17 protein-coding genes are annotated in these 20,843 nt (G+C 63.8%); 10 read left to right on the top strand and 7 right to left on the bottom strand.

Features of this window, described 5'->3' with window-relative positions:
* Positions 1-128: 128 nt before the first annotated feature.
* From UNPA324_RS00870 to UNPA324_RS00880, 3 genes are all read right to left on the bottom strand, one after another.
* Positions 129-1,316 (bottom strand): acetyl-CoA C-acyltransferase, encoded by a 1,188-nt coding sequence (locus tag UNPA324_RS00870; protein ID WP_141932991.1) that lies wholly within the window; start codon positions 1,314-1,316, stop codon positions 129-131.
* Positions 1,313-2,995 carry a dicarboxylate--CoA ligase PimA gene (pimA, locus tag UNPA324_RS00875; RefSeq protein WP_141932993.1) on the bottom strand — a complete coding sequence of 561 codons (1,683 nt, stop codon included), beginning with the start codon at positions 2,993-2,995 and terminating at the stop codon, positions 1,313-1,315. The genes UNPA324_RS00870 and pimA overlap by 4 nt, the downstream gene beginning before the upstream one ends.
* 88 nt (positions 2,996-3,083) lie before the next feature.
* Positions 3,084-5,177, bottom strand: coding sequence for a 3-hydroxyacyl-CoA dehydrogenase NAD-binding domain-containing protein (locus tag UNPA324_RS00880; protein WP_141932995.1), 2,094 nt, complete (start codon positions 5,175-5,177; stop codon positions 3,084-3,086).
* Between the two features lie 131 nt (positions 5,178-5,308).
* Here UNPA324_RS00880 and UNPA324_RS00885 point away from each other — a divergent pair, with 131 nt between their 5' ends.
* The 10 genes from UNPA324_RS00885 to UNPA324_RS00930 all read left to right on the top strand — a co-directional run bounded on the left by UNPA324_RS00885 (position 5,309) and on the right by UNPA324_RS00930 (position 16,640).
* Positions 5,309-6,175, top strand: coding sequence for an IclR family transcriptional regulator (locus UNPA324_RS00885; protein WP_164936606.1), 867 nt, complete (start codon positions 5,309-5,311; stop codon positions 6,173-6,175).
* A 66-nt stretch (positions 6,176-6,241) separates the two neighbouring features.
* A complete protein-coding gene (locus UNPA324_RS00890; protein ID WP_128922208.1) occupies positions 6,242-7,039 on the top strand; it encodes an ABC transporter ATP-binding protein in 798 nt (265 codons plus the stop codon).
* On the top strand, positions 7,036-7,749 hold the full coding sequence (locus UNPA324_RS00895) for an ABC transporter ATP-binding protein (RefSeq protein WP_008135694.1): 714 nt from the start codon (positions 7,036-7,038) through the stop codon (positions 7,747-7,749). The genes UNPA324_RS00890 and UNPA324_RS00895 overlap by 4 nt, the downstream gene beginning before the upstream one ends.
* 14 nt (positions 7,750-7,763) lie before the next feature.
* Positions 7,764-8,642 (top strand): branched-chain amino acid ABC transporter permease, encoded by an 879-nt coding sequence (locus UNPA324_RS00900; RefSeq protein WP_128922209.1) that lies wholly within the window; start codon positions 7,764-7,766, stop codon positions 8,640-8,642.
* A 2-nt stretch (positions 8,643-8,644) separates the two neighbouring features.
* On the top strand, positions 8,645-9,664 hold the full coding sequence (locus UNPA324_RS00905) for a branched-chain amino acid ABC transporter permease (protein WP_128922210.1): 1,020 nt from the start codon (positions 8,645-8,647) through the stop codon (positions 9,662-9,664).
* Positions 9,665-9,701: 37 nt separating this feature from the next.
* Positions 9,702-10,937, top strand: a complete 1,236-nt coding sequence (locus UNPA324_RS00910; protein ID WP_164936607.1) for an ABC transporter substrate-binding protein — start codon at positions 9,702-9,704, stop codon at positions 10,935-10,937.
* A gap of 121 nt (positions 10,938-11,058) precedes the next feature.
* Positions 11,059-12,285, top strand: coding sequence for an ABC transporter substrate-binding protein (locus UNPA324_RS00915; RefSeq protein WP_128922341.1), 1,227 nt, complete (start codon positions 11,059-11,061; stop codon positions 12,283-12,285).
* A 259-nt stretch (positions 12,286-12,544) separates the two neighbouring features.
* Positions 12,545-13,774, top strand: a complete 1,230-nt coding sequence (locus UNPA324_RS00920; RefSeq protein ID WP_128922211.1) for an ABC transporter substrate-binding protein — start codon at positions 12,545-12,547, stop codon at positions 13,772-13,774.
* A 165-nt stretch (positions 13,775-13,939) separates the two neighbouring features.
* Complete coding sequence (locus UNPA324_RS00925) at positions 13,940-15,169, top strand: ABC transporter substrate-binding protein (protein ID WP_141932997.1); 1,230 nt, start codon at positions 13,940-13,942, stop codon at positions 15,167-15,169.
* Between the two features lie 187 nt (positions 15,170-15,356).
* Positions 15,357-16,640: a glycerate kinase type-2 family protein gene (locus UNPA324_RS00930; protein WP_141932999.1), complete on the top strand. Its 1,284-nt coding sequence runs from the start codon at positions 15,357-15,359 to the stop codon at positions 16,638-16,640.
* A gap of 57 nt (positions 16,641-16,697) precedes the next feature.
* Here UNPA324_RS00930 and UNPA324_RS00935 read toward each other — a convergent pair whose 3' ends face one another.
* From UNPA324_RS00935 to UNPA324_RS00950, 4 genes are read right to left on the bottom strand one after another with little or no spacing between them, the layout of a single operon-like run.
* The gene (locus UNPA324_RS00935) at positions 16,698-17,222 is read right to left on the bottom strand and encodes an NADH-quinone oxidoreductase subunit B family protein (RefSeq protein ID WP_128922214.1); all 525 of its coding nucleotides are present in this window, start codon (positions 17,220-17,222) and stop codon (positions 16,698-16,700) included.
* Positions 17,223-17,225: 3 nt separating this feature from the next.
* Positions 17,226-18,740 carry a hydrogenase large subunit gene (locus UNPA324_RS00940; RefSeq protein ID WP_141933001.1) on the bottom strand — a complete coding sequence of 505 codons (1,515 nt, stop codon included), beginning with the start codon at positions 18,738-18,740 and terminating at the stop codon, positions 17,226-17,228.
* A gap of 3 nt (positions 18,741-18,743) precedes the next feature.
* Positions 18,744-20,183: a hydrogenase 4 subunit F gene (locus UNPA324_RS00945; protein WP_128922216.1), complete on the bottom strand. Its 1,440-nt coding sequence runs from the start codon at positions 20,181-20,183 to the stop codon at positions 18,744-18,746.
* Positions 20,180-20,842: a hydrogenase-4 component E gene (locus tag UNPA324_RS00950; RefSeq protein ID WP_128922217.1), complete on the bottom strand. Its 663-nt coding sequence runs from the start codon at positions 20,840-20,842 to the stop codon at positions 20,180-20,182. Before UNPA324_RS00950 ends, UNPA324_RS00945 begins: the two co-directional genes overlap by 4 nt.
* Position 20,843 lies beyond the last annotated feature (1 nt).

Here is a 20,843-nt window from a genome sequence, read left to right on the forward strand (position 1 = left end):
GCCGGGGCCTATAACCACCGGCCTTCGTTTTGCGAAGGCCATTACCATTTACGTTCCACACTCATGCTGCGGAGTATGGGTTCCGAATCGGCGCTCCGCTTCGCTGCGCTTGTCCGGGACGACAGCAATTACTGCAACACCTCGAACAAACCCGCCGCGCCCATGCCGCCGCCGACGCACATGGTGACGACCGCATATTTGGCCTTGCGGCGGCGGCCTTCGATCAAAGCGTGGCCGGTGAGGCGCGCGCCCGACATGCCGTAGGGATGGCCGACCGCAATCGCGCCGCCGTCGACGTTGATCTTGTCGGGGTCGATGCCGAGCTTATCGCGGCAATACAGCACCTGCACCGCGAAGGCCTCATTGAGCTCCCACAGGCCGATGTCGTCGACGGTGAGGCCGTGGCGCTTGAGAAGGCGCGGCACGGCGAAGACCGGGCCAACGCCCATCTCGTCGGGCTCGCAGCCGGCCGAGACGAAGCCGCGGAAGATGCCGAGCGGCTTGAGGCCGCGCTTGGAAGCTTCCTTGTCGCTCATGATCACGCAGGCGCTGGCGCCGTCCGAGAGCTGGCTGGCATTGCCGGCGGTGACCGAAAAACCTTCGCCGCGCACGGGCTTGAGGCCGGCAAGGCCTTCGGCCGTGGTCTCGGGGCGCGGGCCCTCGTCCTGCGACAGCGTCACGTCCTTCATCGACACCGCACCGGTGGCCTTGTCGGTGACCGCCATCTGGGTCGTGATCGGCGCGATCTCCTCCTTGAACTTGCCGCCCTGCTGGGCAGCGGCCGTGCGGCGCTGGCTCTCCAGAGAATATTCGTCCTGCTTCTCGCGCGAGATGCCGTAGCGCTTGGCGACGATTTCGGCCGTGTCGATCATGGGCATGTAGACCTCGCCCTTGATCTTGAGCAGCGCCGGATCCTGGGCGTGGAAACCGTTCATCTTGTCGTTCTGCACGAGGCTGATCGACTCGCCGCCGCCGCCGACCGCGATCTCGACGCCATCGAAGATCACCGAGCGCGCGGCGAGCGCGATCGCCTGCAGGCCCGAGGCACACTGCCGGTCGATGGTGGTGCCGGCGACGGTGACGGGAAGGCCGGCGCGCAGCAGCGCCTTGCGCGCGATGTTGCCGCCGGTCGCGCCCTGCTGCAGCGCTGCGCCCATCACGACGTCCTCGATCTCCTTGGGATCGACTTTCGCGCGCGCGACGGCTTCGCCGATGGCATGGCCCAGAAGGGTCGCGCCCTCGGTGGCATTGAGCGCGCCGCGATAGGCCTTGCCGATCGGGGTGCGGGCGGTGGAAACGATGACGGCGTCGGTCAAGAACGACCTCCTGATGCGTGTTGAACGGATTGTGACGGTTTCTGCTGCTGGCGCAATTCGTGGCGCGACAATTTTCCGACCGGCGTGCGCGGCAAATCGTCGACGAACTCGACCGCGGCCGGCAATTCGTGCTTGCCGACCTTCCCGGCAAGCTGCGCGCGCAGTTCGTCGAGCGAGAACGGCTTTGCGTCCGGCTTCAGCTTGATGAAGGCTTTGGCGGCCTCGCCTCGATAGGGATCGGGAATGCCGAGCACGATCACCTCGTGCACGCCTGGAATGGTGTAAATCGCCTGCTCGATCATCTGCGGATAGACGTTGAAGCCGCCGGAGATGATCATGTCCTTCTTGCGGTCGACCAGGAAGAAATAGCCGTCGGTGTCGACATAGCCGATGTCGCCGGTGAGGAAGCGGCCGTCGACGAAGGCGTCGGTGGATCCTTCCGGCTTGTTCCAATAGCCCTTGGTGACGTTCGGGCCCTTGATGCGGATCTCGCCGACTTCGCCCGGCGCAAGCACGCGTTTCGGATCGTCCAGTGCGACGACGTCGAGCTCGATGCCGGGCAGCATCAGGCCGATCGAGCCGGGCTTTTCCGGCCCCGTGGGCGGATGGCCGGTGCCGGGCGAGCAGGTCTCGGTCATGCCCCAGCCGCTCTTCAGCTTCTTGCCGACCTTGCGCTCGAAGAAGCTCGCGATCTCCACCGGCAGCGGCGCGCCGCCGGAGCCGATAGAGGCGAGCGAGGAGAAGTCGCGCTTGTCGAGGTCAGGAAGCGCCGCGATCGCGATCCACATCGTCGGCACGCCCGGAAAATACGTCGCGCGCTTGACCTCGATATCGCGCATCACGGCTTCGACGTCGAAGCGCTGATGGATCGAGATCAGATTGCCGCGGCTGAGCGAGGACAACAGCACCACGGTGAGCGCGTAGATGTGGAACAGCGGCAGCACGCAGATCACGCGCTCGATCACGTCGCCGCGCGCCGCGCGTCCCGGCTTGCCCCAGACGTCGTAGATCGACACCGCCGAGGTGAGATTGCCGTGGGTCAGCATGGCGCCCTTTGGCAGGCCGGTGGTGCCGCCGGTATATTGCAGCAGCGCGACGTCGTCGGCCGTCACGGAAGGCCATTGCGCGGGCACCGTCGCGCCTTCGACGAAGGCCTTGAAGGTGACGATGCGGGGATCATCGGGGATCGCCGCCTGCGGCGTGCCGACCTTGCCCCAAGCGTCGTCCTCGCAGACGACGAGGCGGTCGATCAGTCCCTTGTCCAGGAATTTGAGCGCGGTCGGCAGCAAGGCCTGGAGGTTCGAGGTGACGAGCAGGCGCGAGCTGGAATCGGAGACCTTGTGCGTCAGCGCGATCTCGCCGTCGAGCGGCGACAGATGCGCGACGCGGGCGCCGGCTTTCAGCGCGCCGAAGAAATTGACGGGATGGTCGGGCGTGTTGCCGAGGAACAGCGCGATGGATGTGCCCTTGCCGCAGCCGGCGCGGAGAAACGCCGCGGCGGCGCGCTCGGCCATCGCGGCAAGATCGGTATAGGTGATCGGGCGATCGCGAAACTCTAGCGCGGTGCGCGGGCCGTAATCGGCGACAGCCTTCGACAACAAATCGGGCAGCGTGCCCTGGGCGATGGGGTCGTCCCAATGCACGCCGTCCGGGTAAAACTGTTCGCCGGGATGGGTCATAGCTTCCTTGAAATTACGCAGACCGTCATTCCGGGGCGGCTCGAAGAGCCGAACCCGGAATGACTGAGAGTTGGAGCGCAAAGCCCCATCACGCCGCTTTCGACGCCGCGAGCGAGGCGAACGTCTTGCCTTCGGCGGCGAGCTTCTTCAGCAGCGGCGCGGGCTCCAGGCTGGGGTCGTTGGTCTCCTTGGCGTAGAAGGCCAGGCGATCGGCGATGTGCTTGAGGCCGACGCTGTCGGCCCAGAACATCGGCCCGCCGCGGTAGATCGGCCAGCCATAGCCGTAGAGCCAGACCACGTCGATGTCGGACGGGCGTGCCGCGATGCCCTCCTCGAGGATCTTCGCGCCCTCGTTGATCATCGGATACATCATGCGCTCGAGGATTTCCTCGTCGCTGACGACGCGCTTCTTGCGGCCGAGGCGCAGCAGCGTCTCGTCGATCAGCTTATCGACATCAGGGTCGGGCAGCGGCGCACGGCTGCCGGCCTCATACTTGTAGTAGCCCTTGCCGGTCTTCTGGCCGAAGCGGCCGGCTTCGCACAGCGCGTCCGCGATCTCCGACTTGATGCCGCGGTCTTTGCGCGAGCGCCAGCCGATGTCGAGGCCGGCGAGGTCGCCCATCGCGAACGGCCCCATCGGCATGCCGAATTTTGTCACCACGGCATCGACCTGCTGGGGCAAAGCGCCCTCGAACAGCAGCTTCTCGGACTGCTTGCCACGCTGGGCGAGCATGCGGTTGCCGACAAAACCGTCGCAGACGCCGACCACGGCCGGTACCTTGGCGATCTTGCGTGCGATGGTGACAGCCGTCACGAGAGCGTCCGGCGCGGTCTTGTCGGCGCGCACGATCTCGCACAGCTTCATCACGTTGGCCGGCGAGAAGAAGTGCATGCCGAGCACGTCCTGCGGACGCTTGGTCGACTTCGCGATCTCGTCAATGTTGAGGTAGGAGGTGTTGGAGGCGAGCACGGCGCCTTGCTTGGCATACTGGTCGAGCTTGCCGAACACTTCCTTTTTCACCGCCATGGTCTCGAACACGGCTTCGATGACGAGGTCGGCATCGCCGACATTCTCGATGCCGACGACGCCGTTGATCAGCGCCATCCGTTTGGCGGGCGCGTCTGCCGGGATGCCGCCGCGCGCCGCGGTCGCTTCCCAGTTCTTCTGCATGACGCCCATGCCGCGCTTGAGCTGCTCCTCGCCGGTCTCGATCAGGGTGACGGGGATGCCGGCATTGGCAAAGGACATCGCGATGCCGCCGCCCATAGTGCCGGCGCCGAGAATGGCGACGCGGTTCACGGGACGCGACTTGGTGCCTTCAGGAACGCCCGCGATCTTGGCGGCTTCGCGCTCGGCGAAGAAGGCGTAACGCTGCGCCTTGGACTGGTCGCTGGCGACGAGCTTCAGGAAGCCCTCGCGCTCCTTCTTGAGGCCTTCGTCGAAAGGTAGGTCAATGGCGTAGCCCACCGCGTCGGCGGCGGCGAACGGCGCCTCCAGGCCGCGCGACTTCTTGGTCATGGCGGCGACCGCATTGGTAAAGATGGAGCGGTCGGCCTTGGCGGCCGCGATCTTGGAATCGTCGTCGCGCAGACGCCGCAGCGGACGCTTCTCGGCCAGCAGTTTTCGCACGAAGGCTTCGCCGCCCGATGCCGGTCCCTCGATGATCTCCTCGATCAGGCCGTTCTTCAGCGCTTCCGCCGCACCGATGGGATCGCCGCCGACGATCATCTTGACCGCGAGCTCAGGACCAACCGCGCGCGGCAGGCGCTGGGTGCCGCCGGCGCCCGGCAGCAGGCCGAGCTTCACCTCGGGCAGGCCGAGCTTGGCCTCTTTCACCGCGACGCGGAAATGACAGGCGAGTGCAACCTCGAGGCCGCCGCCGAGCGCCGTGCCGTGAATCGCGGCAACCACCGGCTTCGGCGAGTTCTCGATCTCGGACAGCACGTCGTTGAGGGCCGGCGGCTTCGGCGGCTTGCCGAATTCGGTGATGTCGGCGCCGGCGATGAAGGTGCGGCCGGCACAGGTCAGCACGATGCCCTTGATGGCGGGATCGGCGACCGCGGCCTTGATGCACTCCAGGATACCACCGCGGACCGCGGCACTCAGCGCGTTGACCGGAGGGCTGTCGACCGTGACGATCCCGACCTCGTCATGACGCTCAAGCTTGACCACTTCGCTCACGGTGTTCCCTCCTTGGTGGGGATTAACTTTTGTTCGATTTCGCGGTGCGGAATTTAATTCCGCATCTTGACGGCAGGGTTATTTTGAAGCACGTGGCTTGTCAACGACTCCGCGCAAGAAGCAGATCAGGGATGAAGCGTACAGGAAAGAAGACCGCGACCGATCGGAATTTCGTCGTCGCGCTTTCCCGCGGACTGGACGTATTGCGAGCATTCCACCCCAATGACGGCCTTCTCGGCAATCAGGAGATTGCGGCTCGCACCAATCTGCCGAAGCCGACGGTGTCGCGACTGACTTACACGCTGACCAAGCTGGGTTATCTTGCGCCGGTTCCCCGCTTCGAGAAGTACCAGCTCACGCCCGCCGCGATGTCGCTCGGCTACGCCGCGCTCGCCAATCTCGGCGTTCGGCATTTGTCCGAGCCGTTCCGCGAGGACGTGATGCGCGCGACCGGCGGCGCCGTCGCCGTCGGCGGCCGCGACCGTCACAGCATGATCTATTTCGGGCAAAGCCGCGGCAGCGAGACGGTCGGCGTTCAACTTGACGTCGGCTCCCGCGTGCCGATTGCAACCAGTGCGATGGGCCGCGCCTATTTCTGGGCGCTCGACGACGCCGACCGTACGGAGTTGTCGCGTCTGTTGCGCGAACATTACGGCAGCCGTTGGCCAAAGATGCGCGATGGGTTGGAACGTTCCGGCGAGACCGTCGCGAAATACGGCTTTGCGATTTCGGTCGGCGACTGGCACGACGATATCGGCGCCGCCGGCGTCGCGCTCAAGCTCAACGACGGAACCGGACCTTACGCATTCAATTGCGGCGCGCCCGCATTCCGTTTCACGGAAGAGCGTTTGATCAACGACATTGGACCGCGTCTCTTGGCGATGGTAAGGAACATCGAAGCGGCGCTCGGGGGTCTGATGCCGCATTCCAAAAAAGACGTCAGCAAAAAGCTGAAATCAGGAGGGAAAGTTGCGCGTTTGGCCGAGGGGATCAGATAGCCTTTGTCATCGTCGGGAGCGGTTCGCATCGCCCCTGCGCTCACCGAACGACGTGAGCGAGACGAGATGACGCAGGCACAGCTCGCGCGGGGGACATCGCCCCTGCTCGCGGTTCGCGACGTCAGCGTCGTGTTCGGCGGCATTGTCGCGCTCAACGGTGTGTCCTTCGACATGCACAAGGGCCAGATCCTCGGCTTGATCGGCCCCAACGGCGCCGGCAAGACTACGCTGTTCAACTGTCTGTCGCGGCTCTATCAGCCCTCGTCCGGCGACATCCTGATGGAAGGCGCAAGCATCCTGACGCGGCCGCCGCACCGGATCGCCGAGATCGGCATCGGCCGCACCTTCCAGAACGTGGCGCTGTTTCCGAACCTCTCGGTGATGGACAATGTCCGCGTCGGAACACACGCCCGGACCTCCAGCGACATCATCAGCGACTCGCTGCGCCTCGCCTGGGTCCGCCGCAGCGAGACCGACGTCAACAAGAAGGTGCACGAGATCCTCGCCTATCTCGACCTCGAGGACGTCGCCCATACCACCGTCTCCGGCCTGCCGTTCGGCACGCAGAAGCGCGTCGAGCTGGCACGCGCGCTCGCGGCCGATCCGAAGATCCTGCTGCTGGATGAGCCCGCCGGCGGCCTCAATCACGAGGAAGTCCACGTGCTCGGCGACCTCATCCGCCGCATCCGCGACGAGCGCCATATGACCGTGCTGCTGGTCGAGCACCACATGGGCCTCGTGATGTCGATCGCCGACCACGTGGTCGCGCTGAACTTCGGCAAGAAGCTCGCGGAAGGCACGCCCGCCCAAGTGCAGGCGGACCCCGACGTCATCAAGGCCTATCTCGGGAGCAAGGATCAATGACGACACTGCTCAACGTCAAGGACCTGCGCGCCTATTACGGCCAGGTCCAGGCGCTCCATGGCCTGTCCTTCTCCCTCAACGAAGGCTCGCTGACCACGCTTTTGGGCGCCAACGGCGCCGGCAAGACCACCACGCTGCGCGCGATCTGCAACATGGTGCGCTCGACCGGCGGCATCGAGTTCGACGGCAAGCCGCTGAACAACCGGTCCACCGAGAGCATCGTGCGATTCGGCATCGCCCATGTGCCGCAGGGCCGCGGCACCTTCACCACCATGACGGTGGAGGAAAATCTCCAGCTCGGGGCCATCACCCGCAAGGACAGCGCCGGCATCGTCTCCGACATCGAGCGGATGTATGCGCATTTCCCGGTGCTGAAGCAGCGCCACACCCAGCAGGCCGGCACGCTCTCCGGCGGCGAGCAGCAGATGCTCGCGGTCGCCCGCGCCCTGATGCTGCGACCGCGGCTGATGCTGCTGGACGAGCCGTCCTTCGGACTCGCGCCGCTGGTGGTGCGCGACCTGTTCGGCATTCTCGGCAAGATCAACCGCGAGGACAAGGTGTCGATCCTGGTGGTCGAGCAGAACGCCCAGCTCGCGCTCGAGCTCGCCGACCAGGCCTATGTGATCGAGACCGGCCGCATCGTGATGTCGGGCAACGCCAAGGACATCGCGAACAACGAAGAAATCCGCAAATCCTATCTGGGTTACTGAGGGAGCCGGGACAAATGGAGCTTTTCACCAACCAGGTCCTGGCTGGGATCGCCACCGGCGCCATTTACGCCTGCATGGCGCTGGCCGTGGTGATGATCTACCAGGCCATCGACCATCTCAACTTCGCGCAAGGCGAGATGGCGATGTTCTCGACCTTCATCTCCTGGCAGCTGATGCAATGGGGCTTGTCCTATTGGGCCGCCTTCATCATCACGCTGGCATTCTCCTTCGTCGCCGGCATCGCGATCGAGCGCATCCTGTTCAAGCCGCTGGCAAAAGCGCCGGTGCTGACCAACGTCGCCGGCTTCATTGCGTTGTTCGCGATCATCAACTCCTCGGCCGGCCTGATCTGGGACTTCACCATCAAGCAATATCCGACCCCGTTCGGCTCCTCGCCGTTCCTGGGCAGCCAGCTGATCTCGACCCACCAGGCCGGCATGATCGGCGTCACCGTGCTGCTGCTGCTCGGCCTCTACTTCTTCTTCCAGTACACGCGGATCGGGCTTGCGATGCGCGCCGCCGCCTCGGTGCCTGAATCGGCCCGCCTGGTCGGCATCAACACCAGCTGGATGATCGCGCTCGGCTGGGGCATGGCGACCGCGATCGGCTCGATCGCCGGCATGCTGATCGCACCGGTGGTGTTCCTGGAGCCCAACATGATGGGCGGCGTGCTGATCTACGGCTTTGCCGCAGCCGTGCTCGGCGGATTGTCGAGCCCGTTCGGCGCCGTGGTCGGCGGCTTCCTGGTCGGCATCTTCGAGAATCTCGCCGGCACCTACATCCCCGGCGTCGGCAACGAGCTGAAACTTCCGATCGCGCTCGCGCTGATCATCTCCGTCCTGGTCGTCAAGCCCGCTGGCCTGTTCGGCCGGCACATCGTCAAGCGAGTTTGATCATGAGCGCTGCAGAAGAAGTCGTTGCAGAAGGCCACGAGGCGGTCGAGGCGGTTCCGAAGCGGGCCATGACGCTGGGCACGGGCACCTCGCTGCTGGTGTTGGCGGTGCTGTTGCTGGTGCCGGTGTTCGTCAAGAACTTCATCATCTTCCAGATGACGATGCTCCTGATCTACGGGCTTGCCGTGCTGGCGCTGAACATCCTGACGGGCGGCTCCGGCCAGTTCTCGCTCGGCCAGAGCGCGTTCTACGCCGTCGGCGCCTATACGTCAGCAGTGCTGATGGAGTACTTCAACGTCAATTACGCGCTGACGATTCCGATTTCCGCGACGGTCTGCTTCGGCTTCGGTTACCTGTTCGGCAAGCCGGCACTGCGATTGTCGGGCGTCTATCTCGCGCTCGCGACCTTCGCGCTCGCCACCGCGATGCCGCAGCTGTTGAAGCTGAACTTCCTCGAACACTGGACCGGCGGCGTGCAGGGCCTCGTCGTCACCAAGCCGGACGCGCCGTTCGGCCTGCCGATGTCGCAGGACATGTGGCTGTATTATTTCACGCTCATCGTCACGCTCGCGATCTACATCTTCTCGGTCAACCTGCTGCGCTCGCGCTCCGGCCGCGCCTTCATGGCGATCCGCGACAACGAGATCGCGGCCTCCTCGATGGGGGTCAACGTCGCTTTGTACAAGACGCTGGCCTTCGGCGTGTCCGCCGGCATCACCGGCGTTGCCGGCTCGCTTGGCGCCATCGCGGTGCAGTTCGTGGCGCCCGACAGCTACACCATCACGCTGGCGATCTCGCTGTTCCTCGGCATGGTGGTCGGCGGCGTCGGCTGGCTGCCCGGCTCGTTCGTCGGAGCGGCCTTCATCATCTTCGTGCCGAACATGGCGGAAAGCATCTCCAAAGGTCTTTCCGGCGCGGTGTTCGGCGTGCTGCTATTCCTCGTCATCTATCTCGTGCCACACGGCGCAAGGCAGATCGCGATCATGGGCCAGCAATTCGCCGCCAAGCTCAGAAGAAACTGAAACTCTCAAAGACTGCTGTTTAACCAAGGAGACCGAATTGTATTTTGGAAGAACACTGCGAGCCGCCGCGCTGGTCACGGCAACGGCGGCCATCACTCTCACCTCCGGCGCTGCACTCGCCCAAAAGAAATACGACACCGGCGCTTCCGATACCGAGATCAAGATCGGCAACATCATGCCGTACAGCGGTCCGGCGTCGGCCTATGGCATCATCGGCAAGACCGAAGAAGCCTATTTCAAGATGATCAACGACAAGGGCGGCATCAACGGCCGCAAGGTCAACTTCGTCACCTATGACGACGGTTATTCGCCGCCGAAGGCCGTCGAGCAGGTCCGCAAGCTGGTCGAGAGCGACGAGGTTCTGGCCGTCTTCAATCCGCTCGGTACGCCCTCGAACAGCGCGATCCAGAAGTACCTCAACGCCAAGAAGATCCCGCAACTGTTCGTCGCCACCGGCGCCACCAAGTGGAACGATCCGAAGAACTTCCCCTGGACCATCGGCTGGCAACCCTCCTACCAGAGCGAAGCGCAGATCTACGCCAAATGGCTGATGAAGGAGAAGCCCGACGCCAAGGTCGCGATCCTCTATCAGAACGACGATTTCGGCAAAGACTACCTCAAGGGCACCAAGGACGGCCTCGGCGCCAAGGCCTCGTCCATGATCATCATGGAAGAGAGCTATGAGGTGTCCGAGCCCTCGATCGACGGCCACATCGTCAAGATCAAGGCGGCCAATCCCGACGTGCTCCTGATCTACGCCACGCCGAAATTCGCGGCCCAGACCATCAAGAAGACCGCCGAGCTCAGCTGGAAGCCGTTGCAGATCCTCACCAACGTGTCGATCTCGGTCGGCAGCGTGATGAAGCCGGCCGGCTTCGAAAACGCCCAGGGCGTGTTGTCGGCGGCCTATGCCAAGGACTCCACCGATCCGCAATGGGCCAACGATCCCGGCATGAAGAAGTGGAACGAGTTCGTCGACAAGTACATGCCCGGGGCCGACAAGTCCGACACCAGCATGGTCTACGGCTACGGCGCTGCGTCGACCCTCGCCAAGGTGCTGGAGATGTGCGGGGACGATCTCACCCGCGCCAACATCATGAAGCAGGCCGCCAGCCTGAAGGACTTTGCGCCGGATACCCTGCTGCCCGGCGTCAAGATCAACACCGGCCCCACCGACTTCGCCCCGATCGCCCAGCTCCAGATGCAGCGCTTCAAAGGCGAGAAGTGGGAACTGTTCGGTGAGATCATCAGCGGCGACATCGCCTCCGAGTGACCCGCTGACGCAAAAGTCCGACCCTCGAGAAGCCCCTGCGAGCGATCGCGGGGGCTTTTTGTTGACGGCAGGCGTCAATCTTGTTCAATGCGGCGCCGATCCAACTCGGGGTGGGAGAATGATGACTGCCGTTCGATGTCAGGTTGCGGCGCTTCTGGCCGCGGTCGCGTTGTGCACTGCGATGGACAGCCCGGCACTGGCGCAGGCGAAATACGACAGCGGCGCTTCCGATACTGAGATCAGAATAGGCAACATCATGCCCTATAGCGGCCCGGCCTCGGCCTACGCCGCGATCGGCAAGGCCGAAGAAGCCTATTTCAACAAGATCAATGCCGAAGGCGGCGTCAACGGCCGCAAGATCACGTTCATTTCCTATGATGACGCCTATTCGCCGCCGAAGACGGTGGAGCAGGCGCGCAAGCTGGTCGAGAGCGACGGGGTGCTCTTGATCTTCGGCTCGCTCGGCACCTCCACCAACAGCGCCATCCGCAAATACATGAACGAGAAGAAGGTGCCGCAATTGTTCGTCGCGAGCGGCGCCTCGAAGTGGAACGATCCCAAGCAATATCCCTGGACCATGGGCTGGCAGCCGAGCTACGCGAGCGAGGCGCGCATCTATGCCAAGTACATCACGAAGGAGAAGCCGGACGGAAAGATCGGCGTGCTCTACCAGAACGACGATTTCGGCAAGGACTATCTGAAGGGGCTGAAGGACGGCCTCGGCGCCAAAGCCTCGATGATCGTGCTACAGGAGGCCTACGACACCTCCGAGCCCGCGATCGACGAGCACATCGTGAAGCTGAAGGCCTCGGGCGCCGACGTCTTCATCAGCATCACCACCCCGAAGTTCGCCGCGCAGGCGATCAAGAAGGCGGCAGAGATCAACTGGCATCCGGTCTACATCGTCTCCAACGTCTCGGCCTCCGTCGGCGGCGTGATCGAGCCGGCCGGCCTCGAGATCTCCCAGGGCATCCTGTCGGCGAGCTACCTCAAGGACGGCTCCGATCCGCAGTGGAATGCCGATGACGGCATGAAGAAGTTCTATGACTTCCTCGCGCAATACGATCCCAAGGCCAACAAGCTCGATGCCGGTGTCGTGTTCGGCTACGCCGCCGCACAGACGATGGTGAAGGTGCTGCAGATGTGCGGCGACGATCTCACCCGCGAGAACGTCATGAAGCAGGCAGCTTCCTTGAAGGATTTCGAGCCCGACACGCTGCTGCCCGGCATCAAGATCAACACCGCGCCGGACAATTTCGCCCCGATCGAGCAGCTGCAAATGATGCGCTTCAAGGGCCGGAAATGGGAGTTGTTCGGCGACGTCATCTCCAGCGAGATCGGGCATTGAAGCCAGGCAAAGGCGCAATTGAAAATTGCGTCTGCTTGATAAGACAATTTACGCGTGGGTGAGCGGCGACGCGCTTGATCTCGCGCGCCGGAATATTCCGCATCCCCTCGAAAAAGAAGCAGCTCGCCGCGATCGCGCCGGCTGGGCGTTCTCCTTGCTGGGCGCCTGAGAAGGGTATTCAATGCGTGCCGGAGCGGCGCGCAATGATCGCTCCCAACAAGAACAATCGACACATTCAAACCGAGCTAGGGAGAGCAAGATGCCTGCAATGCATGTGCGATTGGGGGCCTTCTCGGCCGCCCTCGTGCTGGCTGCCACCCTGTCCACGGCAGCGTTCGCGCAGAAGAAATACGACACTGGCGCGTCCGACACCGAAATCAAGATCGGCAACATCATGCCTTACAGCGGCCCCGCGTCCGCTTACGGCGTGATCGGCAAGACCGAGGAGGCGTATTTCCGCAAGATCAATGCGGAAGGCGGCATCAACGGCCGCAAGATCAACTTCATCAGCTATGACGATGCCTACTCGCCGCCGAAGACGGTGGAGCAGGCGCGCAAGCTCGTGGAGAGCGACGAGGTGCTGCTGATCTTCAACTCCCTCGGGACACCGCCCAACTCGGCAATCCAGAAATACATGAATTCGAAGAAAGTGCCGCAATTGTTCGTCGCCACAGGTGCCACCAAGTGGAACGACCCGAAGGAATTTCCCTGGACCATGGGCTGGCAGCCCAACTACCAGAGCGAAGCGCAAATCTATGCCAAGTACATGCTGAAGAACCACCCGGACTCCAAGATCGCCGTGCTCTATCAGAACGACGACTATGGCAAGGACTATCTCAAGGGCTTCAAGGATGGACTTGGCGCCAAAGGTTCCTCGATGATCGTGATCGAGGAAAGCTACGAAGTCTCCGAACCGACGATCGATTCCCATATCGTCAAGATGAAGTCGACGGGCGCCGACGTGTTCTTCAACATCACGACACCGAAATTCGCGGCCCAGGCGATCAAGAAGAACGCCGAGGTCGGCTGGAAGCCACTGCACTTCCTCAACAACGTGTCGGCATCGATCGGCAGCGTGATCAAGCCCGCAGGTTTCGAGAACGCGCAGGACATCATCTCCTCGCAATATTTCAAGGATCCGACTGATCCGCAATGGACGAACGATCCGAGCATGAAGGCCTGGAATGAATTCCTGGACAAGTACTATCCCGAGGCGAACCGCGCGGACGCCTCCGTCATGTACGGCTACATCGTCGCACAGGGACTGGTACATGTGCTGAAGGCTTGCGGCGACGATCTGACCCGCGCGAACGTGATGAAGCAGGCCGCGAGTATGAGAGATTTCGAACCCCACGGACTGCTTCCAGGAGTCAAGGTAAACACAAGCCCTACCGACTTCGCGCCGCTCTCGCAGCTGCGGCTGGAACGATTCAAGGGTGAAACCTGGGAGCTTTTCGGCGACGTCATCAGTGGCGACGTCGGCGGATGAGGGTCCATCATCGCGCATGACTACTAAAGAAGTAGCCCCTGCGACACGGTTGCAGGGGCTTTTCCTTGAAGGTTCCGGCCAAATCGGGTTCAATCCCGATCGCGTCGGCAAGAAGAGCGACACAAGAACAAGGACGCGCACATCAAGAAAAATAGGGAGATAGGAATGCCTGCTGTCACCAGCAAACTTGCGGCCGCATCCATTGCGCTCGCAGTTTTCGCGGCCTCGACGAGTGCCGCTCTTGCCCAGAAAAAATACGATACCGGCGCGACCGATACCGAGATCAAGATCGGCAACATCATGCCCTACAGCGGACCGGCCTCCGCCTACGGCATCATCGGGCGGACCGAGGCCGCCTATTTCAAGAAGATCAACGAAGAGGGCGGCATCAACGGCCGCAAGATCAATTTCATCAGCTACGACGACGCCTATTCGCCACCGAAGACGGTGGAGCAGGCGCGCAAGCTGGTCGAGAGCGACGAGGTGCTGCTGATCTTCAATTCGCTCGGCACCCCGCCGAACTCGGCGATCCAGAAGTACATGAACTCGAAGAAGGTCCCGCAGCTGTTCGTCGCCACCGGCGCCACCAAGTGGAACGATCCGAAGGACTTTCCGTGGACCATGGGCTGGCAGCCCAACTATCAGAGCGAAACGCAGATCTACGCGAAGTACATCCTGAAGGAGATGCCGAACGCGAAGATCGCCGTCCTGTTTCAGAATGACGATTACGGCAAGGATTATCTCAAGGGCCTGAAGGACGGTCTCGGCTCGAAGGCCGCGAGCATGATCGTGGCCGAGGAGAGCTACGAGACGTCGGAGCCGACCATTGACAACCACATCGTCAAGCTGAAGGCGACCGGCGCCGACATCTTCGTCAACATCACCACGCCGAAATTCGCGGCGCAGGCGATCAAGAAGAATGCCGAGATCGGCTGGAAGCCGACTCACTTCCTTAACAACGTCTCGGCTTCCGTCGGCAGCGTCATCAAGCCGGCAGGCTTCGAGAACGCACAAGGCATCATCTCGGCGGCCTATCTGAAAGACACCACCGACAGGCAATGGGCCAATGATGCCGGCATGAAGGGCTTCCTCGACTTCATGGCGAAGTACTTTCCCGAAGGCGACAAGACCGACAACGGCACGATCGTCGGCTACGGCGTGGCCCAGACGCTGGTCCAGGTGCTCAAGAATTGCGGCGACGACCTCACACGCGCGAACGTCATGAAGCAGGCGGCCAGCCTGAAGGACTTCCGCACCGAGGTGCTGCTGCCCGGCATCAAGATCAACACGTCGCCGACCGATTTCGCACCGATCAGCTCACTGCAGCTGCAGCGCTTCAAGGGCGAGCGGTGGGAGCTGTTCGGCGACGTGATCAACGCCGAAGCCGGCGGCTAACCGTCTCAAGCAAGAAACCAGCCCCCTGCGACCCCGTCGCAGGGGGCTTTTGCTTGCCCGCCGATTATGATCACGCGATTGCACAATCGAATGACGGCAAAGCCGGCTTACGCTTTGGCGCCCGATGCGGTAGGCAGGTGAACGGCGGCCTTGGCCGCCAGTCTCATGTCTGCCGAAGGCCATCGTCATGACCGACCGACGTCCCCTGCTCCGTGCGCTCTACGACGCCGCCGTCGCCGCCGCCCATCCCAATGTGGTGCTGGCGCCGCACCTGCCGCCCGCGCCCAAGGGACGCGTGATCTGCCTTGCCGCCGGCAAGGGCGCGGGTGCCATGGCCGCGGCCGCCGAGCGGCACTATCTCGACACGCTCCACCTCGCACCGGAACGCATCGTCGGCATCGCCACCACGCGTCACGGCTACGGCGTGCCGACGCGCCGCATCCGCGTGGTCGAAGCCGGGCATCCCGTTCCGGACGAGGCCGGCCTGAAGGGCGCCGCCGACACGCTCGCGCTCGCAGGCGAGGCCGGGCCGGACGATCTGCTCCTGGTGCTGCTCACCGGCGGCGGCTCGGCCAACTGGATCGCGCCGAGCGAGGGCATCAGCTTCGCGCAGAAGCAGGCGGTCAACAAGGCGCTGCTGCGCTCGGGCGCGCCGATCGGCGAGATGAATACCGTCAGGAAACATCTGTCGCGGATCAAGGGCGGCCGGCTGGCACGCGCCGGCAGGAATGCCGCCGAGATCGTGACGCTCGCGATCTCGGATGTGCCGCATGACGATCCTTCCGCAATCGCCTCCGGTCCGACCGTACCCGATCCGACCACGCTGGCTGATGCGCGCGCCATCGTCGCGAAATACAAGCTCGACATCGACGATGCCGTTCGCCACGCGCTCGACGATCCCCGCAACGAAAGCTGCAAGCCCGATGATGCCGCCTTCGCCCGCGCGCATTTCGAACTGATCGCGCGGCCCAAGCAGTCGCTCGACGCCGCGGTGAAGCTCGCGCGCGAATCCGGCTACGAGACGATCGACCTCGGCGCCGACCTCGAAGGCGAAGCGCGCGAGGTCGCGGCCGCGCACGCCCGGCTGGCGCTGGATGCGCGCGCGCAGGGCAAGCGCCTCGCCATCCTCTCCGGCGGCGAGCTCACGGTGACCGTGCGCGGCCAGGGGCGCGGCGGCCCGAACCAGGAATACGCGCTGGCGCTCGCCAGCCTGCTCAAGGACACGCCGGACATTTCGGCGCTGGCGGGCGACACCGACGGTGCCGACGGCGGTGCCGGCACCCCGACCGACCCCGCCGGTGCGCTGATCGACGCGGCGACGTTCGCGAAGATGAAGGCGCTAGCGCTGCAGCCGCAGGCCTATCTCGACAACAACGACGCCACGACGTTCTTCGAGGCGACCGGCGACCTGCTGCTGCCGGGCCCGACGCTGACGAACGTCAATGACATCAGAGTGATCCTGGTCGATTAGAGCCCGCCCTGTTCGACGCGGTCGCGGCTTGGCCCGACATGACGGAGTCTGCGCGGATTACCGTTCGCCGCCGACGTGCTCCAGCAGCGCGAGCAGCCCCTTCAACAAGTCCGTCGGTGACGGCGGGCAGCCCTTGATGTGCAGATCCACCGGAACGGTCTCGGATACGCCGCCGACGCAGGCGTAGCTGTCCCTGAAAATACCGCCATCGATCGCACAACCGCCGACCGCGACGACCCATTTCGGATCTGGCGTCGCGTTGTAAGTCCGCTCCAGCGCTTCTCGCATGTTCTTCGTCACGGGACCCGTGACCAGCAGCACGTCGGCATGACGTGGCGAGGCGACGAGACGCAGGCCGAAACGTTCGACGTCATAAAAGGCGTTGGAAAGCGCATGGATCTCCAGTTCGCAGCCATTACAGGATCCGGCGTCGACCTCACGAATGGCAAGAGAACGCCCAAGCCGGGCCTGGGCAGCACGGTCGACCTTCGCTGCAAGCTCGGCCAGCGCGGAACCGTCCGGCGCCGGAGCGGGCTCCGTCAGCGAACCATGGGTGAGGCTTTCGAGCAGGGTCTTGCGCATGGCTTAGAGGTCCACGCCCGAATAGGAACAGTTGAACGACTTATTGCAGAGCGGAAAGTCGGCAATGATGTTGCCTTCGATCGCGGCTTCCAGCAGCGGCCACTGGAACCACGACGCGTCGCGCAGGTGGCAGCGTTCGACGCGCAATTCGCCATCGAGCCGCAGCCACACCAGAACGTCGCCGCGGAAGGCCTCGGTGAGCGCCATGCCTTCACGGGCAGCGCCGCCGGTCCCGGCTGGCAGCGCGGTTTCGAGCCCGCCCGGCCCAAGCTGGTCGAGAATCTGCTCGATCAACGCGACGCTCTGCTCGACCTCGCGAATTCGGATCCAGACCCGCGCATTCACGTCACCGGCCTGCAGGACCGGCACCTCGAACGATAGCGCGCCGTAAGGCATGTAGGCCAGCGCCCGCCGCGCGTCAAAATCGCGGCCCGAGGCGCGGCCGACATAACCGCCGGCGCCAAACTGACGCGCATATTCCGCCTTCACGATGCCTGTGGTGACGGTGCGGTCCTGCAAGGACGCCGTATTGTCATAGAGCTCGATCAAGCGCGGAAAGACCTTGCGTAGCTCCGCGAGCAGCGCGCCGAGCGCGGACACGCCGTCCGGCTCAATGTCACGCGTCACGCCACCGGGCACGATGACGTCCATCATCAGGCGATGGCCGAACGCGACGTCCGCAGCGCGCAAGCAGCGCTCACGCAAAATGCCGGTCTGGGCATGCATCAGCGCGAACGAGGCGTCGTTGCAGATGGCCCCGATGTCGCCCAAATGATTGGCGAGCCGCTCCAGCTCCGCCATCAGCGCTCGCAAGAGCGTCGCTCGCCTCGGCGCCTCGATCTGCAGGGCTGCTTCCACGGCACACGCAAAGGCGAAGGCATAGGCGACGGTGCTGTCGCCGGAAGTGCGGCTGGCGAGCTTTGCCGCGGCCTCGAGGCTCGCACCCTGCATCAGCGACTCGATGCCCTTGTGGGTGTAGCCGAACCGCTGCTCCAGCCGCACCACGTGTTCGCCATTGGCGGTGAAGCGGAAATGGCCGGGCTCGATGATCCCGGCATGGACCGGGCCGACCGCCACCTGGTGCAGCGCCTCGCCCTCGGCCGGCAGAAATTGATATGGCCGCACCTCGCGCGATGCGTTGCGGCCGGAGAGCGGATGGGATTGGCCCCAGGCATTGTGGTCGAGCCATGGCCGCAGATCGTCCGCGCCGGTCGGAACAAGCCCGAACAGATCATGGATGGTCCGTTCCAGCCGAAGCGCCGGCGGATGGCGGTTGGCGACGCTTGGAAATGTGCCGGCCGGACACTCGTAGGTGACGACTGCGATCGCGGCTGAGCCTCCATCGAGCATCGCCATATGCACCGCGGTCGGCTCGCCCCAGAAGCCGAGCAGTGTGAGGCCCCCCTCGACGAGCCGATCGATCGCTGCCTGCCAGCCCGCCTCCGTCACGACGGCGCGCGGCCAGGGCCGGTGCGACGACACCGCATTGACGTGGGGGATGCTGTCGAGGATGCCCATCGCCTATCCCAGGAGCTTCGCGACGTTCTGGAAGCCGGTGACCAGCACCGGCGGCAGATAGATGCCGGCCATCAGCACCAATCCGAGGTGCGTGAACATCGGCACGTAGGAGGCTTCCGCGGGTGCGGTCTTGCCCTTGGGCTCGCCGAACATCACCACGCCGACCCGCAGGAAAAGCCCGCCGAGCGCGATGATGATGCCAAGCACCAGGATCACCGTCAGCCAGGGCGCGCGGGCGAAAGTCGAGCTCACCACTAGAAACTCGCTCATGAAGATGCCGAGCGGCGGCAGCCCGACGATGGCGATGACGCCGAGCATCAGGCCCCACCCGAGCACCGGGTTGGTCGTCGTGAGGCCGCCGATATCGGCGATCTTCTGTGTGCCCTTGACCTGTGCGATATGGCCGACGGCGAAGAAGATAGCCGACTTGGTCAGCGAATGCATGGCCATGTGCAACAGACCCGCGAAATTCGCGAGCGGGCCGCCCATGCCGAAGGCGAAGACGATGATGCCCATATGCTCGATCGAGGAATAGGCGAACATCCGCTTGATGTCGCGGCGCCGGTACAGCATCAGCGCGGCGAAGATCACCGAGATCAGGCCCATGGTCACCATCAGCGGACCCGGCGCGATCGCCTCGGAGTTGACCGCGAGCATCATCTTGAAGCGCAGCAGCGCATAGAGCGCGACGTTGAGCAACAGGCCGGACAGCACCGCCGAGATCGGCGTCGGGCCCTCGGCATGCGCATCCGGCAGCCAGGCGTGCAACGGCGCGAGGCCGACCTTGGTGCCGTAGCCGAGCAGGAGGAAAACGAAGGCGACGTTGAGCAACGCCGGGTCGAACTGTGCGGCGTGCTTCACCAGCACCGTCCATACCATTCCGTCCAGCCCCTCGCCCACCGCGGGGCGGGCCGCCATATAGACCAGGATCGTGCCGAACAGCGCGAGCGCGATGCCGACGCTACCGAGGATGAAGTATTTCCATGCGGCTTCCAGCGCCTCATGGGTGCGGTAGATGCCGACCATCAGCACGGTCGTCAGCGTCGCCACCTCGACCGCGACCCACATCAGGCCGATATTGTTGGCGACGAGCGCGAGGTTCATCGCGAACATCAGCATCTGGTACATCGCGTGATAGAAACGCAGAAAGGCCGGCGTCAAGCGCCCGGTCTCGATCTCGTGGTGGATGTAGCTCGCGCTGAAGACCGACGTCGTGAAGCCGATGAAGGTCGTCAGAACTATGAAGACCTTGTTAAGGTCGTCGAGCAGCAGATATTGCCCCGACGTCGGCTCGATCACGAACAGCGACAGCGAAGTGAGGAAGGTCGCGAGCGCCGCGGCGATGTTGAGCCTCGCCGCCAGCATGTAGCCAGGCAGGATCGCGAGCAGAGCGGCCGAGATGGTCGGGATCAGCAGGATCGCACCGAGCGCATCGAGCGTCATCGCCGCTCTCCCCTGAAGCGATCGAGCGCCTGTACGTCCACGCTGTCGAAACGCTCGCGGATGCGGAACAGGAAGATCCCGATCACGATGAAAGCGATCAGCACCGAGAAGGCGACGCTGATCTCGACCACCAGCGGCATACCCTTGGCGCCGGTTGCCGCCAGCACCAAGCCGTTCTCCAGCGACATGAAGCCGACGACCTGGCTCACCGCGTTGCGTCGCGTAACCATGATCAGGAGACCCAGCAGCACCACCGACAGCGCGAAGGCGAGATCCTCGCGCGCGAGCGCGTCGGCGCCCGGCGTCACCCGCAACATCACCACCATCGACAGCGCGACGAGTCCTATGCCGGCCATCATGGTCAGCCCGACGCCGATCACGTTCTCGATCTCGCGGTGGATACCGAGCCGCTTGATGATCCGGTGCAGCGCCACGGGGATGATGATGGCCTTGAAGGCCAACGCGATCAGCGCCGTGATATAGAGATGCGGCGCTTGCTGCACATAGGCCTGCCAGGCCACCGATAGCGCCAGCACGCCGGCATGCAGCGCATAGACATTCAGCAGCGCATAGAGCCGATCCTGATAGAGCATCATGAAGCTCGCCAGCACGAGCGAGCCGGCGAGCAGATGGGCGATGTCGAATTGCAGGCTGCTCATC

This window comes from Bradyrhizobium sp. UNPA324, assembly GCF_006658635.1.
GTDB classification, from domain to species: domain Bacteria; phylum Pseudomonadota; class Alphaproteobacteria; order Rhizobiales; family Xanthobacteraceae; genus Bradyrhizobium; species Bradyrhizobium nanningense.